The following is a 16,741-nucleotide window of genomic DNA, read 5'->3' on the forward strand; positions in this document are numbered from 1 at the left end:
AAAGAAGTTTCCCCTTCCTTGTGGACTTTTTTCAATCTACTTCCATAAAATCATATGGGGTAACGTTTTCCATCCCAATCATTGCATCTTTCATGAAAGGAGCTTCATTCTCATCCCACTCTTGCTCGTCTGCTTTTAAGAACGAAGCTAAAGTTGTTTGTCTTTTACCATCATCAGCTCGACTTATTCCAATTTTCAATGCTTCTTCTTCCCCACATAGAATAAGAAACTGTTTACTTCTAGTGATAGCTGTATAAATTAGATTGCGTTTTAACATTCTATAATAGCTTCTTACAACAGGCAGTACAACGATTGGAAATTCGCTTCCTTGGGATTTATGAATAGAGCAGCAATAGGCATGAGTAATTTGGTTAAAATCTGCTTTTGTATATGATACTTCATTTCCATCAAAAGAAATAACAAGCATATCTTGTTTTTCTGTATTTTCTTTTGCGTAAAAAACAGATACAATTTCTCCGATGTCTCCATTAAATACATTGCTTTCTGGCTGATTCACAAGCTGCAATACTTTATCTCCAACGCGATATGAAACACTTCCATACTGAATTTCTCGTCTTTTATGTGACGAAGGGTTAAAAAGCTCTTGAAGGGCCACATTGAGATGATCAATTCCTGCATTTCCTTTATACATAGGAGCTAACACTTGAATATCCCGAGCTGTAAATCCCTTCTTAATCGCATTCTGACATACTTGTTTGACAACTTCGGTAATTTGTCCTTGATGACAGGTTAGAAAGGATCGATCTCCTTGTGGCTTGCGAATATCATCAGGCATTTTTCCATCTTTAATCATATGAGCAAGTTCAATAATTGAAGACCCTTCCTCTTGTCTGTAAATATCCACAAGCCGAACAACGGGTACAATATCTGATGTTAGCAAGTCTGTTAATACTTGCCCAGGACCAACTGATGGAAGCTGATCTTCATCTCCAACAAGAACTACTTGCATATCTTCTGGAAGAGCACGGAAAAGCTGATGGGCGAGCCACGTATCTACCATTGAGACTTCATCAACAATGAGAAGACGCCCTTTAATTGGATCTTCTTCATCATGATCAAATCCTTCTTGTCCATTCCATTTTAAAAGTCGATGAATTGTAACAGCAGGTAACCCTGTTGCTTCGCTCATCCGCTTTGCGGCTCTACCTGTTGGTGCTACAAGAAGAACTGGAAAAGGTTCATCTTTTTTATAGCTAGTTGGATCAAGAGAGCAGCCATGAAGCTCAGCATACAGTTCAACAATTCCTTTAATAACCGTTGTTTTTCCTGTTCCAGGGCCTCCTGTGAGAACCATCATTGGTGACATCAGCGCTTTTTGAATTGCTTCACGCTGAGACGGCGCATATTGGATATCTAAGCGTTCTTCAAGTTCACCAAGCGCTAGGAGAAACTCCGACTCTGGGAATTGATCTTCGTACTGAGTTTGAGCTAAAATATCCTCAATAACGTTCACTATTCCTTTTTCCGCATAGTAGAGGGATGGAATGTAGATTCTTTCTTCTTTTACAAAAAGCTTCTTTTCTTTTGTTAATGCCGCGAGACCTTGTTCTAAATCCTCTATCTTGATTTCCTCATCTGAACGTAGAAGTTCAACAGTCCAATCAAAAAGCTGTGTTTGAGATAAATACGTATGCCCATCTTGTACACATTGTTTTTCAACTACAAAAGCAAGTCCCGCTCGAATCCGATCTGGATGAGCTCCTTTAATACCTAGTTTTCCTCCAAGCTCATCTGCCCGTTTAAAGCCAATCCCGTCAATATCCTCCACAAGCTGATATGGATTTTCATTAATAATCTGTAGCGCTTCATGCTTATACATTTGGAAAATTTTCATGGAAAGCTGAGGGCCAAATCCATATTGAGAAAGCTTGATCATAACATCTTCTAAACCACGGTTTTCGACAAGCGCTTCATAAAGAGCATCAGCTTTTTCACTTGATAGATTTGCTACACCTCGCAAATTCTCACGATCTTGAAGAATACGTAAAATAGCTTGGTCTCCTAGTGTATCCACAATTTTTTCAGCTGTTTTTTTTCCGATTCCTTTAAATAGGTCACTTGAAAGATAAGAGATAACGCCTTCTCTTGAATGTGGAAGCTCTTTTTGAAACATATCCGCTTGAAACTGCCATCCAAAACGTGGATGTTCTTTTAACTGTCCATAAAATGTATATCGTTCTCCTTCATGTAAAGGAGGAAGATAACCGGTGACAGTAAGGTTGTCATCACTAATATGAACATTCGTTTCTCCAACCGAAATTTTAGCTACCGTATATAAGTTATCCTCATTATGAAAAATAGTTGCTGAAATCTTTCCCTTCACAAATGGACGGTCATCACTCTTGTCTACAACATTTTTTAACTCTTCCTGCATGGCACACACCCCCTCTATTCGGACTGTGTTAAAATTCGTTTTGCATTGCCTGCAAGCAGGTGACCTTCATCAATTTCAAGCGCCCGGTCCAGCATTTCTAATGCCTTTTCTCCATCTTCTTTATAGGCATAACCAACACCTAAGTTATAGTAAGCATCAGCATGGTTTTTATCTTTTTCAATAACGCTTGAAAATTGTTGGATTGCCTCATCTACCATTTCAAGACGTGCTAAGCACAAACCATATTGAAATTTTGCTTCTATATCTTCTTCGTTTAATTCAACTGCTCTCTGTAAATACGGAAGCGCCAGTTTCACTTGATCTTCATTCATGAATGTTAAACCAAGCATAAAGTGAACATCACTTGAATCTACCCCTTTTTGAAGCGCTTTTTGAAACTCTACACGTGCCTTTTGGAACTGTTCGCCTTCAAAGTAAATCGTTCCTGCCCCGTAATGTGCTGTTCCTGCTGTTTCATCAAGCTCAAGTGCTTTATCAAAAAAACGCAAAGCTCGCTCATTTTCTCCAACAGCTCCAAGCAAGTTACCAAAATTAATATAAGAAACCGCGTTTCCTGGTTCTTTTTCAATTGCTTCTGTAAAAGCTTTAGCTGCTTCCTCTAGCTTACCTTCTTGCATATATTGAATTCCTTTTGCATTTAAATCGCCCACTATTTTTCACTCCAAATAAAATTTATGTAAATACCTATAGTTTCTAAATCCATATGTCTATCATACACAATAGCCCTAGCCTTTAAAAGGCTAGGGCTTGTTGTTATACGTAAGTTAGTCGTTCACTTTCTTTGTACACTTCATCAATTGTTGCACCACCGAGACATTCGTCTCCATTGTAGAGTACAACAGCTTGTCCTGGCGTTATTGCACGAACAGGCTCATCAAACACAACGCGAATATGATTTTCATCAATCTTTTCCACTTTTACTCCATAATCGTTTTGACGATAGCGGAATTTCGCCGTACATGTTAACTCATCACCCATTTCCTTATCACTTACCCAACTGACATTTGTGGCAATAAGAGAATGAGAGTAAAGAAGATCATTATGAAAGCCTTGATCAACATAAAGAATATTTTTTTCAAGATCTTTTCCAACAACAAACCAAGGTTCGCCGCTTCCACCAATACCTAAACCTTGACGTTGGCCAATTGTATAATACATTAAGCCGTCATGTTTGCCTTTTACTTCCCCGCTTAACGTACGCATTTCACCAGGCTGTGCTGGTAAATATTGACCTAGGAACTCTTTAAAGTTACGCTCTCCAATGAAACAAATACCTGTGCTATCTTTCTTCGTTGCTGTTGCAAGCTCAGCTTCTTTTGCAATTTCGCGCACACGTGATTTTTCAAGTTCACCAATTGGAAATAGCACTTTTGAAAGTTGCTCTTGTGTAAGCTGATTCAAAAAGTACGTTTGGTCTTTGTTTTCATCAATGCCACGCAACATTTTGTATTCCCCATCACGATAAGCAACGCGCGCATAGTGACCTGTTGCTAAATAATCTGCTCCAAGGGTCATTGCGTGATCAAGGAAAGCTTTAAATTTAATTTCCTTATTACACATAACATCAGGGTTTGGTGTACGTCCTGCTTTATATTCTTCTAAAAAGTACGTAAATACTTTGTCCCAATACTGTTTTTCAAAGTTGACCGCATAATATGGAATGCCAATTTGATTACAGACTCGAATGACATCATTGTAATCTTCTGTTGCTGTGCAAACTCCAAATTCGTCTGTGTCATCCCAGTTTTTCATAAAAATGCCGATGACATCATAGCCTTGCTCTTTTAAAAGAAGAGCCGCAACAGAAGAATCAACGCCACCGCTCATTCCAACGACAACACGGGTATCTTTTGGTGCTTTATTCATTTTTTTCTCTTCCTCCGTTATATTTTTAATCTCTTTACTATAGCAGCTGTCTCACACGCTGCGCGAGCAATTTGCTCGGTTGTATTTCCAAGCCCAAAGCTAAATCGGACTGAAGATGTAACACGTTCTGAACCTTTTCCAAATAGTGACACTAAAACGTGGGAAGGTTCAATCGATCCTGCCGTACATGCTGAACCACTCGAAGCTGAAATTCCTGCTAAATCAAGATTAACAAGCAAGGACTCAATATTTACTCCTTCAAATGACACATTTAAAATATGAGGCAATGAAAATTGTGGATTTCCGTTCACTTCAAACTGTACCTCTTCTTTTACAAGTGTATCAATAAACAATCTTTTCCATTCATTATACTGCTCTGTTCGTCTTTCTAACGTGTCCATCGCAATTTTCACTGCTTCTGCAAACCCAACAATACTTGGAACATTTTCTGTACCAGCTCTTCGCTTACGCTCTTGTTCCCCACCATATAAAAGCGGTGTAAAAGAAACGCTATTTCTGACATATAAAAAGCCAAGCCCTTTTGGTCCATTAATTTTATGAGAAGAAACCGACAGTAAATCAACACCAAGCTCATCTACTCGGAAAGGAACAACACCATAGGCTTGTACTGCATCAGTATGGAAAAAAGCTTGATGGTTTTTCAGTAGAGCGCCAATAGCTTCAATAGGCTCCATTGTCCCTACCTCATTATTTCCCATCATAATCGACACAAGAATAGTTTCATCTGTAAGCGCTGCTTTAATGTCTTCAATGCTTACTCTTCCTTTATTATCAACAGGCAAGTAAGTTACGCGAAACCCTTGCTTTTCAAGATATTCACAGGCATGGAGAACAGCATGGTGCTCAATTTCTGTTGTAATAATGTGCATCCCTTTATCTTTGTTATGCAAAGCTGTACCAATAATAGCAAGGTTGTCCGCTTCCGTTCCACCGCTTGTAAAGATAATCTCATCTGGTTTTGCTCCAATGCTACTTGCCATTGTTTGGCGTGATTCATCAAGCAAATGCCTACTTTCTCTTCCAAATGAATGAATGCTTGAAGGATTCCCAAACGTTGTTTGCATAGCTTCCGTTACAACTTTAATGACAGAAGGATGAAGAGGCGATGTTGCCGCATGATCGATATAAATTTTTTCCACTCCGGTTCACTCCCTTAAAAACAGTTTCCTAAATATAAAACATATAGGCGTCATTATCGCCATCTTCGCTGTGATTTGCTAAATCTTCAAGCGTTGTGTTTTCAAGCACTTCTTTCACAGCATCACGAATTCGCAACCATAACTCTCGCTTTGCTGGCTCTTCCTGTTCAATTCCTTCTACAGGGCTAATTGGTCCTTCAAGAACGGAAATAATATCTCCAGCTGTAATATCTCCTGGCTCCTTGGCAAGTAAATAGCCACCATACGCTCCGCGAATACTTTTCACAAGTCGCGCATTGCGAAGAGGGGAAATAAGCTGCTCTAGATAGTGCTCTGATAAGTCATGTGCTTTTGCAATACTTTTTAACGAGATTGGACCTTCACCATGATTTTTTGCTAATTCAATCATAATTGTTAAGCCGTAACGTCCTTTTGTTGAAATTTTCAAATTCAGCACCCCTTCATAATTCACTAATATATACACTTGTTCTTTTTATCTATAAACGATTCACATCTTTAACTAAAAAACAATATAAACAAACTAATATGATTAAGCTAATGTAATATGTTAATGTAAATAATATATTTTATACTATTTCATTATAGCCTTCAACCTTTGACATTATAGCATATTATGAAGATATCGTGCATGTTTTAGACCCTTATATGAGAAGGGATCAAAATACATTTTAATTAGGAGAGATTGTTTAATGAATCACAACCCATTAGCTTACAGAATGCGCCCTTCTTCCATTGACGAAGTGATCGGACAAGAACAGCTTGTTGGAGAAGGGAAAATCATTCGTCGTATGGTTGAAGCAAATCAGCTTCGCTCCATGATTCTTTATGGCCCCCCTGGAACAGGGAAAACAACGATTGCTACAGCAATAGCTCGAAGTACTAAAAAGCCATTTCGACAGCTTAATGCCGTTGTACACGCAAAAAAAGACCTAGCCATTGTAGCAGAAGAAGCTAAAATGTCTGGAAGTGTCATTTTACTTCTTGATGAAGTCCATAGACTTGATAAAGGAAAGCAAGATTATTTGCTTCCTTTTTTAGAGAACGGACAGATTATTTTAATTGGAGCAACAACGAGCAATCCATATCATGCTATAAATCCAGCAATAAGAAGCCGCTGTCAAATCTTTGAGGTTACACCGCTTTCTTCACAAGAAATCAAACTTGCCGTAACACGAGCAATTGAAGATAAAGAAAAAGGCCTTGGTAAAGAGAAAATTATAATTACTGATGAAGCATTGGAACATTTTTCAACAGCTTCAAATGGTGATGTTCGAGCAACCCTTTCAGCACTTGAACTCGCTGCTCTCTCAACAAAACAAAATGAACAAGGAGAAATTGAAATTACCCTTGATGTTGCAGAAGAATGCCTTCAAAAAAAAGCGCTCGTTCACGATAAAGATGGTGACGCTCACTATGATGTTTTGTCTGCTTTTCAAAAATCCATTCGAGGCAGTGATGTAAACGCAGCTCTTCACTATCTTGCTCGCCTTATTGTGGCAGGTGATTTGGAAAGCTTAAACAGAAGATTGCTCGTTATTGCCTATGAAGATGTTGGACTTGCCAACCCACAGGCAGGAGCACGTACCCTTTCCGCCATTGAAGCATCTGAGCGGCTCGGTTTTCCAGAAGCACGCATTCCGCTTGCGAATGCTGTTGTTGACTTGTGTCTTTCTCCTAAATCAAACTCAGCTTACAAAGCACTTGATAAGGCAATTGAGGATGTAAAAAACGGAAAAAGCGGGGAAATTCCTCTCCATCTAAAAGATGCGCATTATAAAGGAGCTGGAAAACTCGGCCGCGGCGTTGAATACAAGTATCCTCATGATGCTCAATCAGGTTGGGTAAATCAGCAATACTTGCCTGATTCACTTATTAGAGCACAGTATTATAAACCAAAGCATACCGGAAAATATGAGCAAGCTTTGAGCCAAGTGTATGCTAATATTAATAATAAAATAAAGAAGTAAGAAGGAGATGAATATGAAAAGAAAGATAGCTGTTGTAACAGGTGCAAATTCTGGCATGGGGCTTTCAACAACAGTCGGTTTAGCAAAAGAAAACATACATGTTGTAATGGCTTGTCGCAATCAACAGCGCGGAGAAGAAGCGCTTCGACTAGCAAAGGAAAAAAGCGGAGCTTCTCATATCGAACTTTTACTTTGTGATTTGGAAGACTTTGATAGTATATCCCACTTTGTCGAACAGTTTACAAACAAATGGGGAGTGCTAGATGTTCTTGTAAATAATGCTGGCGTTATTTCTCTGAAAAGAAAAGTAACAAAAGAAGGATATGAAGCACAGCTTGGTGTTAATCATCTTGGACATTTTCTGTTGACCCTTCTTCTTTTAGATTCTTTAAAAGCTGCTCAAAAAGCAAGGATTGTTAACGTCTCCTCTGGTGCCCATAAATGGGGACGAATTCACTTTGAAGATATGAATTTAGAAACTAATTACAGTGTTATGAAAGGATACGGGCAATCTAAACTCGCCAATATCTTATTTACAAAAGAGCTAGCTAAACGTCTCTCACATACTGATATTACAGTAAATGCTCTTCACCCAGGAGCAGTGAGCACAAACTTAGGAATTAACCGCTCTACTGGATTTGGAAAAAGCGTTTATAAAGTATTAAATCCTTTCTTTCAATCTCCTGATAAAGGAGCAGAGACAGCTCTCTATCTTGCTAAAAGTGCTGAAGTTGATGACGTAACAGGAGGCTACTTTTATAAACAGAAACCTGCCCGTGTTTCAAAAAGAGCTAAAGATCCTTATCTAGCCCAGCTCCTTTGGGAGTGGAGTGAAGAAGAACTCTCTAAAAAAGGATATAAAAAATAAGCCAGGGGTTCCCCTGGCTTATTCGTCACCAACACGCTTAATTTTAATATCTTTTAAAAGATCGTTAATAACATGTCCTCCCATAATGAGCCCTGCTACAGATGGAACAAAAGCATTTGAAGAAGGTGGCATTTGGGCCTTACGAATCTTCGCGTCTTCTTTTCCTACATATTTTTTCACTTCATCACGGATGACAATTGGTCTTTCGTCTGAAAAGACAACTTTAATCCCTTTATGAATTCGTTCTTTTCGTAAACGTGTGCGAATGACTTTTGCCATTGGGTCTGTATGTGTTTTTGAAATGTCTGCAATACGGAATCTTGTTGGATCTGTTTTATTTGCAGCTCCCATGCTTGAAATGATCGGAATGTTTCGTTTTAAGCACTCTTTCATAAGATGAATCTTATATGAAATGGTATCAGAGGCATCGATAACATAATCCAAATTATGAGCAAAAAACTCTTCGTATGTTTCCTCTGTATAAAACATTTTCAAACTCACGACTTCGCATTCTTTATTAATGTCGTGAATACGTGCCGCCATTAAGTCTACCTTTGGTTGCCCTACTGTTGACAAGAGCGCATGAATTTGGCGGTTAACGTTTGTAATGTCCACATCGTCCTTATCCACAAGCACGATTTTTCCAACGCCTGTACGTGCTAGTGCTTCAGCTGCAAATGACCCAACGCCACCAACACCAAGCACAGCAACAGTACTGTTTTTTAATGTTTCTAGTCCTTCTTTTCCAATTGCTAATTCATTACGAGAAAACTGGTGTAGCATGTATTTCACACTCCGTTATTTATATTAGTCAAGTTAGCAGTGTTATTATAACATCTTGTCTAATTCATGAGAAAACCCTATGCAACTAAATTGCATAGGGTTGAATAGGTTAAGTTACATGTCCCAATCGTGCCGTCCTTAAGTTCCTAAGTTTTGAACCCGCTCTCGGCAGGTGGGTGCTCTGATCTAACCTTTGTACGTCCTTATGAAAGGCATGTACTCCAGTTAAAAACTTCAAGCTCCCTAATGTATAGCTGTTCGGTCAAAACAACAGGCAATGAGACGAACACATCAGGACTGTTAATGTATTAGTATAGTATCACATAGAATGACCCTTTGCAAGAGTTGACGCTCGCAAATTAGTCTTCTTTTTTAGCGGTACTTTTTAACGATAATTCCTCAAGCTGTGCTTCATTGACAGGTCCTGGAGCATTTGTTAATGGACAGCTTGCACTTGTTGTTTTCGGGAAAGCAATTGTATCACGCAAGTTTGTACGTCCTGCTAGAAGCATAACAAGGCGATCAAGACCAAGTGCAATTCCACCATGTGGAGGTGTTCCATATTCGAAAGCTTCCATCAAGAAACCGAACTGTTCTTGTGCATCTTCTTCTTTCATTCCAAGTGCCTTGAACATCTTCTCTTGAATATCTCGTTCATAAATTCGAAGTGATCCTCCGCCAAGCTCATATCCATTTAGAACAAGGTCATATGCTTGTGCTTTTACTTCTTCAGGAGCTGTTTCAAGTTTCTCCACGTCTTCACGAACAGGCATTGTAAATGGATGATGCGCTGCAAAATAGCGTCCTTCTTCATCATCATACTCAAGAAGTGGCCAATCTGTTACCCAAAGGAAATTAAATTTGCTTTCATCAATAAGCTCAAGGTCTTTTCCTAGTTTTAGACGGAGAGCACCGAGTGCACTTGCAACAACAGATGATTTGTCAGCGACAAACAGCAATAAATCTCCTTGTTCTGCTTCAGCTAGTTTGATAATTTGTTCTTTTTCTTCATCACTGAAGAATTTAGCAATTGGCCCTTTAATTTCATCTTCTACTTTTAGCCATGCAAGACCTTTTGCACCATAGCGAGCTGCATACTCTGTTAAGCCATCAATGTCTTTACGAGAATATTTAGAAGCTGCTCCTTTTACATTAAGAGCTTTTACAGCTCCACCATTTTCAATTGCACTCTTAAATACTTTAAAACCACAATCTGCAGCAAGCTCACCCATATTAATGAACTCCATCTCAAAGCGCGTATCAGGTTTGTCAGAACCAAAACGATTCATTGCTTCTTCATATGAAAGACGAGGGAATGGTGTTGGAATATCAAGTCCTTTTACTTCCTTCATCACTTTCTTCATCATTTGTTCACCAAGTTCGATAATGTCGTTGATTTCTAGGAATGACATTTCAATATCCACTTGTGTGAATTCTGGCTGACGATCTGCACGTAAGTCTTCATCTCGGAAACAGCGCGCAATTTGGTAATAGCGTTCAATGCCGCCAACCATTAGAAGCTGTTTAAAAAGCTGTGGAGACTGTGGCAGTGCATAAAATTCACCAGGATGCACGCGACTTGGAACAAGGTAGCTTCGCGCTCCTTCAGGTGTATCATTTGTAAGCATTGGTGTTTCAACATCTAAGAAACCTTGATCATCTAAAAATGAACGTATAGCTTTTGTTGTTTGATGACGCATTTTGAACGTTTCAAACATAACAGGACGACGAAGGTCTAAATAACGATATTTTAATCGAACATCTTCTGAAACTTCCACTTTGTTATCAATTGCAAAAGGAGGTGTTTTAGATTTGTTAATAACTTCAACATTTTGAACGTGAACTTCGATTTTTCCTGTTGCAAGGTTCTCGTTTACTGTATTGGCTGCACGTGCAACAACTTCACCTTCTACATGTAGGACAAACTCGCTTCGGATGCCTTCAGCCGTTTGAAGCGCTTCTTTCGAAAGATCTGGATTAAATACAACTTGTACAATCCCCGTGCGGTCGCGTAAATCAATAAAAATTAGCCCGCCTAAGTCACGGCGCGTTTGTACCCAACCTTTTAAGTGTACTTTTTCGCCAATAGCTTTTTCAGTTACTTCTCCGCAAAAGTATGATCTTTTTGTCATCTTAATTCCCCCTATAATAATTTTTCTTTCACATATGAAACAAATGACGAAAGCGAAACTTCTTCTTGTTCACCTGTTTCCATGTTCTTTACATTGATAACATTTTGCTCAAGCTCATCATCTCCAAGGACTGCAACATATTTTGCACTAAGTCGATCAGCTGCTTTAAATTGTGCTTTTACTTTTTTATCTTGATAGTCTTTCTCCGCTGCAACTCCGCTTAGGCGAAGATCATTTACAAGTGAAACAGACTTATCTTTTGCTTTATCGCCAAGTGTAACAACGTAGCAGTCAATACCTTGCTCGATTGGAAGCTCAACAGATTCTGCTTCAAGAGCTGCTAGAAGACGCTCAATACTTAGGGCAAATCCAATCCCAGGAGCTTCAGGTCCCCCAATTTGCTCGGATAAACCGTTGTAACGACCTCCTCCACATAGCGTTGTAATAGCGCCAAAGCCTTCTGCTTCGCTCATTACTTCAAATGCTGTGTGATTGTAATAGTCCAGGCCTCTAACAAGATTTGCATCTACCTCAAACGGAATATGTAAGTCTGTTAAGTATTGCTGTACCTTTTCAAAATATTCTTTTGAGTAATCATTTAGATAATCAAGAATAGATGGAGCTGTCTTCATAAGCTCATGATTGCGATCTTTCTTACAATCAAGAATACGAAGTGGGTTTGTTTCAAGACGATTTTGACAGTCTGAACAAAACTCGTTAATTCTTGGTTTGAAGTGATTAATAAGCGCATCTCTATGAGCCATTCTACTTTCTGTATCTCCAAGGCTATTTAAAACAAGCTTCAGTTTCTTCAATCCAAGCGATTGATAGAAATTCATCACAAGCGACAATACTTCTGCATCAATGCTTGGATCATTGCTTCCGATTGCTTCTACTCCAAACTGAACGAACTGACGGAAACGACCTGCCTGTGGACGCTCATAGCGAAACATTGGACCAGTATAGAAAAGTTTAATAGGTTGTGTTGGATTTCCAAACATTTTGTTCTCTACAAATGAACGTACAACAGCTGCTGTACCTTCTGGTCTTAGCGTAATGCTGCGCCCACCTCTGTCTTCAAACGTATACATTTCTTTTTGAACAACATCTGTTGTATCCCCTACTCCGCGTTTAAACAATTCTGTATGTTCAAACATTGGCGTGCGAATTTCTTGATAACGAAACGCACGGCAAATTTCTCTTGCTTTCTGTTCAATATACTGCCATTTCTCAACTGTTCCTGGCAAAATATCTTGGGTTCCTCTTGGGATATCAATGCTCATTTTTGTTCCTCCTTTATAAAATCCATAAAAAAAATACCTTCAACCCCCTACATATATGTAGGGACGAAAGTATTTTCGTGGTACCACCCTAGTTGAAGCCATATTGGGCTCCCACTCTATTTTATAACGCAAAAATTATGCGTTCATCTCCTACTAAGAATAACTCTTTTCAAAGTGAAACCTCAGAAGTGTTCGTTCACTATACAGCAAGTAAAAATGCTTTCAGCCCAAGGCATTTTCTCTCTTTTCTTGTGGGATTATAGCTACTTTTCTCCATCAACGGCAATATATAATATTGTTTTTTCGTAAACTAGCAATTGTCTTCTATATTACGAAGGAACAGGAAGATTGTCAAGAACCTTTCAATTTTATGAGCGCTCTAAATGGCTTTTTAACTTCTGAATTTCTCGTGGTGTGACCCCAAACTCCATTCCTACGTAAAGTGGGTTATTTTCAAGTGATTTCTCATGATAATTAATATCGTGTAATGACTGATGATATCCAAACTTCCGCTCTCCATGTTCGCTAAATTTCATCAAACCCCTCTTTTCTATGTCGAATAAATACTCTTTCTATTTTTCCTTTTTTAACAGGAATTTATACAAATGAAAAGAATATGATGTGGAGTTTAAAAAATGGAGGCGTGTTTGATTGAGTAAATTAAGACGACTGTTTCTTTTAGCCCTTATTCTTGGCTTTTGCTCCTTGACGCTAAACGTTGAAAAGCCAATTGAGGCACAAAGTGAGTTTTTAACAGTTAATGCAAGTACACTTAACGTTCGAAGTGGACCAAGCACAGATCATTCCATTGTAACTGTTGTTCACAATGGAGATATCTTATCACTTATTAAACGTGATATAAGCTGGTCGTACGTTCAACTTTTGAATGGAAAGAAAGGATGGGTATCAAATGTTTATTTAAAAGAAATGACACCTCTTCTTGACGGGAAAGCTCAAGCATCAACATCACCCACTATTCCGTATGACGCTCTTTCAGGTAAAACCATTATTATCGATCCTGGTCATGGCGGAGATGACAGAGGAACAACAGGGAAATTTGGAACATATGAAAAAACGCTTAATCTCAACACAGCTCTTCTTTTAAAACAGACACTTGAAACTCATGGGGCCCATGTTATTCTAACTAGAACAAGTGACAAAACAGTATCTTTAAAAGAACGCGTTGCTTTAGCTAATCGAAATGAAGCAGACTTATTTGTTAGTCTGCACTACAATAGCCATAAGAATCCTTCTATTAACGGGCTTATTACGTACTATTATGAAAGTCCAAGTGCAGCTCATACAATCCATGAAGGGATTGTAAAAAATTCCCCATTAAAAGATGGAAAGACACGCTTTGGTGATTACTTTGTACTTCGAGAAAATGAGCAACCTTCCATTCTCCTTGAACTCGGCTTTTTGAGTAATGGAAAAGAAGAAGAAACGATTACTTCCTCTGATTTTCAAAGAAAAATGGCCTCCTCTATTTCAGAAGGACTAGCAGCTTATTTTCATTAAAAAAGACAAATAGGATTTTTCCTATTTGTCTTTACTTTCTAAAATAAGTGTTACAGGTCCATCATTTGTAAATGAAACGTCCATCATTGCTCCAAACGTTCCCGTTTCTACAATGATTCCTTTTTCTCTAAGTGCTCCATTAAACTTTTCATAAAGAAGTTCAGCTTTGTCTGGTTTAGCCGCTCCCATAAAGTTTGGACGACGACCTTTTCGACAATCGCCGTAGAGTGTAAACTGCGAAACAGATAAAATAGCTCCTTCAACATCTAAAAGCGATAAATTCATTTTTTCACTTTCATCTTCAAAAATACGAAGGTTAGGAATTTTTTCAGCTAAGTACTTTACGTCTTCTTCTGTATCTTCATGTGTAACACCAACTAAAAGAACAAGTCCTTTACTTATTGCTCCAACTGTCGCACCTTCTACTGTTACTTTAGCATCTTTTGCTCGTTGTAATACTACTTTCATCCCGAAACTCCTTGTTTAATGCATAATCCGACGAACAGAGTAGATGTCTGGAATATGCTTAATTTTTTCGACTACTTTATGAAGATGACTAATGTTTGTAATCGCCAGTGACATATGAATACTTGCCATCTTATTACGGTCAGACTTGCCAGAAACGGCGGAAATATTTGTTTTGCTCTCATTTACCGTTTGAAGCACTTCATTTAATAAGCCCGCACGATCATAACCTGAAATTTCAATCTCAACATTGAATTCGCGACCTTCTTTGATATCTGATTCCCATTCAACAGGAATAAGTCGCTCTTGCGCTTCTTCTACGTGCACGTTCGGACAGTCGTCACGGTGTACAGAGACACCCCGGCCTTTTGTAATAAATCCAACAATCTCGTCCCCTGGAACAGGATTACAGCACTTTGAGATGCGGACAAGCAAATTATCGACGCCTTTTACCCGTACACCCGAATCGCGTCTTTTCTTCTTTTGAACTTTGTTCGTTCTGTTCACTTCTTCAACCGTTTCTTTCAAAGCTGCTTCTTGCTGCTCTAAATCACGTTGTTTACGCCATTTGTCTGTAAGTCGGTTAGCAACTTGTAAAGCGGTAATCCCATTGTATCCAACAGCTGCATACATATCTTCTTCGTTTGAAAAATTAAATTTTTCTGTAACACGCTTTAAGTTTTCAGCTGTTAGAACTTCTTTCAAGTCAAACTCCATTTGACGAATTTCTTTCTCAACAAGCTCGCGTCCTTTTTCAATGTTTTCTTCACGCTGCTGTTTCTTGAAAAACTGGCGAATTTTATTTTTAGCTTGTGTTGTTTTAGCAAGCTTAAGCCAGTCTTGGCTTGGCCCATAAGAATGCTTAGATGTTAAAATCTCGATAATATCGCCTGTTTTCAGCTGATAATCAAGCGTCACCATCTTACCATTTACTTTAGCACCAATCGTTTTGTTCCCAATCTCTGAGTGAATTCGATAAGAAAAGTCAATTGGAACAGACCCTGAAGGAAGCTCAATGACGTCTCCTTTTGGTGTGAAAATATATACCATATCAGCAAAAAGGTCCAGCTTTAGAGATTCCATAAATTCTTCTGCATTTGTTGATTCATTTTGAAACTCTAAGATTTCTCTAAACCATGTTAATTTCTCTTCAAACGAAGAGCCTTCACCAACTGCTTTACCTTCCTTGTACGCCCAGTGTGCGGCAATCCCGTACTCAGCAATATTATGCATTTCACTCGTACGGATTTGAACTTCAAGCGGATCACCTTTTGGTCCAATAACAGTTGTATGCAAAGACTGATACATATTTGGTTTTGGCATGGCAATATAATCTTTAAACCGTCCTGGCATTGGTTTATAACATGTATGAATAATACCTAACACAGCATAACAGTCTTTAATACTGTTAACGATAATGCGGACAGCCAAAAGATCATATATTTCATTAAACTGTTTATTTTGAAGCGCCATTTTTCGGTAAATTGAGTAAATATGCTTTGGGCGCCCAGAAATTTCAGCTTTAATCTTCACATCTTCAACTTGTGCTCGAACTTCACCGATAACTTCTTCTAAATATTCTTCACGTTCTGCACGTTTCTTTTTCATCAAGTTTACAATACGATAGTACTGTTGCGGGTTTAGGTAGCGAAGAGACGTATCTTCTAACTCCCATTTGATTTTTGAAATCCCTAATCGATGAGCAAGCGGTGCAAAAATCTCCAGCGTTTCATTAGAAATGCGGCGTTGTTTTTCTTGTGGAAGGTGCTTCAACGTTCTCATATTATGAAGACGGTCTGCAAGCTTAATTAAAATGACGCGGATATCCTGCGCCATTGCTACAAACATTTTGCGATGATTCTCTGCTTGCTGTTCTTCTTTCGATTTATATTTAATTTTCCCAAGCTTTGTTACGCCATCAACAAGCATTGCAACTTCTGCTGTAAAAGCTTTTTCAATTTCTTCAAGAGTAACTTCTGTATCTTCTACAACATCATGTAAAAAGCCAGCCGCTACTGTTGACGGATCCATATCTAAATCAACGAGAATACCCGCTACTTGGATCGGATGAATAATATAAGGCTCACCTGATTTTCGATACTGATGCTGATGAGCCTCTTTTGCAAATTGGTATGCTTTTTCAACAAATAGTAAGTCTTCACCTACTAAATATTTTGCTGCATTGTCAATGACTTGTTCCGCTGTTAGCACTTGTTCATTTGCCATGCAATCACCTTTTTATTTTAAACTTTTGACAAAGGT

The 16,741-nt window shown here is 38.6% G+C and carries 14 protein-coding genes, 1 other RNA gene and 1 other annotated feature; of the genes, 3 read left to right on the plus strand and 12 right to left on the minus strand.

Annotated elements, in window-relative coordinates; genetic code table 11:
- Nucleotides 1–31: 31 nt before the first annotated feature.
- The 5 genes from MOC86_RS16735 to cymR form a co-directional block, all read right to left on the minus strand.
- Complete coding sequence (locus tag MOC86_RS16735) at nucleotides 32–2,395, minus strand: ATP-dependent RecD-like DNA helicase (protein ID WP_268585155.1); 2,364 nt, start codon at nucleotides 2,393–2,395, stop codon at nucleotides 32–34.
- Between the two features lie 14 nt (nucleotides 2,396–2,409).
- Complete coding sequence (locus tag MOC86_RS16740; protein WP_268585156.1) at nucleotides 2,410–3,066, minus strand: tetratricopeptide repeat protein; 657 nt, start codon at nucleotides 3,064–3,066, stop codon at nucleotides 2,410–2,412.
- 103 nt (nucleotides 3,067–3,169) lie between these two features.
- Nucleotides 3,170–4,282 carry a tRNA 2-thiouridine(34) synthase MnmA gene (mnmA, locus tag MOC86_RS16745; RefSeq protein WP_243517490.1) on the minus strand — a complete coding sequence of 371 codons (1,113 nt, stop codon included), beginning with the start codon at nucleotides 4,280–4,282 and terminating at the stop codon, nucleotides 3,170–3,172.
- Between the two features lie 17 nt (nucleotides 4,283–4,299).
- A complete protein-coding gene (locus MOC86_RS16750) occupies nucleotides 4,300–5,442 on the minus strand; it encodes a cysteine desulfurase family protein (protein WP_268585157.1) in 1,143 nt (380 codons plus the stop codon).
- Between the two features lie 28 nt (nucleotides 5,443–5,470).
- Nucleotides 5,471–5,890, minus strand: coding sequence for a cysteine metabolism transcriptional regulator CymR (cymR, locus tag MOC86_RS16755; protein WP_019391373.1), 420 nt, complete (start codon nucleotides 5,888–5,890; stop codon nucleotides 5,471–5,473).
- A 262-nt stretch (nucleotides 5,891–6,152) separates the two neighbouring features.
- Between cymR and MOC86_RS16760 the strand changes: the two genes are divergently transcribed.
- Together MOC86_RS16760 and MOC86_RS16765 are read left to right on the plus strand one after the other, a co-directional pair.
- Nucleotides 6,153–7,430 carry a replication-associated recombination protein A gene (locus tag MOC86_RS16760; RefSeq protein ID WP_268585158.1) on the plus strand — a complete coding sequence of 426 codons (1,278 nt, stop codon included), beginning with the start codon at nucleotides 6,153–6,155 and terminating at the stop codon, nucleotides 7,428–7,430.
- 13 nt (nucleotides 7,431–7,443) lie between these two features.
- Nucleotides 7,444–8,298, plus strand: a complete 855-nt coding sequence (locus MOC86_RS16765) for an SDR family oxidoreductase (RefSeq protein ID WP_268585159.1) — start codon at nucleotides 7,444–7,446, stop codon at nucleotides 8,296–8,298.
- 18 nt (nucleotides 8,299–8,316) lie between these two features.
- Here MOC86_RS16765 and MOC86_RS16770 read toward each other — a convergent pair whose 3' ends face one another.
- The 5 genes from MOC86_RS16770 to MOC86_RS16790 form a co-directional block, all read right to left on the minus strand.
- Nucleotides 8,317–9,081, minus strand: coding sequence for a tRNA threonylcarbamoyladenosine dehydratase (locus MOC86_RS16770; RefSeq protein ID WP_019391370.1), 765 nt, complete (start codon nucleotides 9,079–9,081; stop codon nucleotides 8,317–8,319).
- 116 nt (nucleotides 9,082–9,197) lie between these two features.
- Nucleotides 9,198–9,382, minus strand: a non-coding RNA gene (gene ssrS / locus MOC86_RS16775) — 6S RNA.
- A 58-nt stretch (nucleotides 9,383–9,440) separates the two neighbouring features.
- A complete protein-coding gene (gene aspS, locus MOC86_RS16780; RefSeq protein ID WP_268585160.1) occupies nucleotides 9,441–11,213 on the minus strand; it encodes an aspartate--tRNA ligase in 1,773 nt (590 codons plus the stop codon).
- An 11-nt stretch (nucleotides 11,214–11,224) separates the two neighbouring features.
- Nucleotides 11,225–12,496 carry a histidine--tRNA ligase gene (gene hisS / locus MOC86_RS16785; RefSeq protein WP_019391368.1) on the minus strand — a complete coding sequence of 424 codons (1,272 nt, stop codon included), beginning with the start codon at nucleotides 12,494–12,496 and terminating at the stop codon, nucleotides 11,225–11,227.
- A 56-nt stretch (nucleotides 12,497–12,552) separates the two neighbouring features.
- Nucleotides 12,553–12,785, minus strand: a binding site (T-box leader).
- Nucleotides 12,786–12,864: 79 nt separating this feature from the next.
- Nucleotides 12,865–13,032: a hypothetical protein gene (locus MOC86_RS16790; RefSeq protein ID WP_268585161.1), complete on the minus strand. Its 168-nt coding sequence runs from the start codon at nucleotides 13,030–13,032 to the stop codon at nucleotides 12,865–12,867.
- Nucleotides 13,033–13,147: 115 nt separating this feature from the next.
- Between MOC86_RS16790 and MOC86_RS16795 the strand changes: the two genes are divergently transcribed.
- The gene (locus MOC86_RS16795; protein ID WP_268585162.1) at nucleotides 13,148–14,014 is read left to right on the plus strand and encodes an N-acetylmuramoyl-L-alanine amidase; all 867 of its coding nucleotides are present in this window, start codon (nucleotides 13,148–13,150) and stop codon (nucleotides 14,012–14,014) included.
- A 21-nt stretch (nucleotides 14,015–14,035) separates the two neighbouring features.
- Here the strand turns inward: MOC86_RS16795 and dtd are convergent, their stop codons facing one another.
- Both dtd and MOC86_RS16805 read right to left on the minus strand, forming a co-directional pair.
- Complete coding sequence (gene dtd / locus MOC86_RS16800) at nucleotides 14,036–14,482, minus strand: D-aminoacyl-tRNA deacylase (protein WP_268585163.1); 447 nt, start codon at nucleotides 14,480–14,482, stop codon at nucleotides 14,036–14,038.
- 15 nt (nucleotides 14,483–14,497) lie between these two features.
- Nucleotides 14,498–16,705 carry a RelA/SpoT family protein gene (locus MOC86_RS16805; RefSeq protein ID WP_268585164.1) on the minus strand — a complete coding sequence of 736 codons (2,208 nt, stop codon included), beginning with the start codon at nucleotides 16,703–16,705 and terminating at the stop codon, nucleotides 14,498–14,500.
- Between the last annotated feature and the right edge of the window lie 36 nt (nucleotides 16,706–16,741).

Source organism: Priestia endophytica, from assembly GCF_026790145.1.
Lineage (GTDB): Bacteria > Bacillota > Bacilli > Bacillales > Bacillaceae_H > Bacillus_I > Bacillus_I endophytica_A.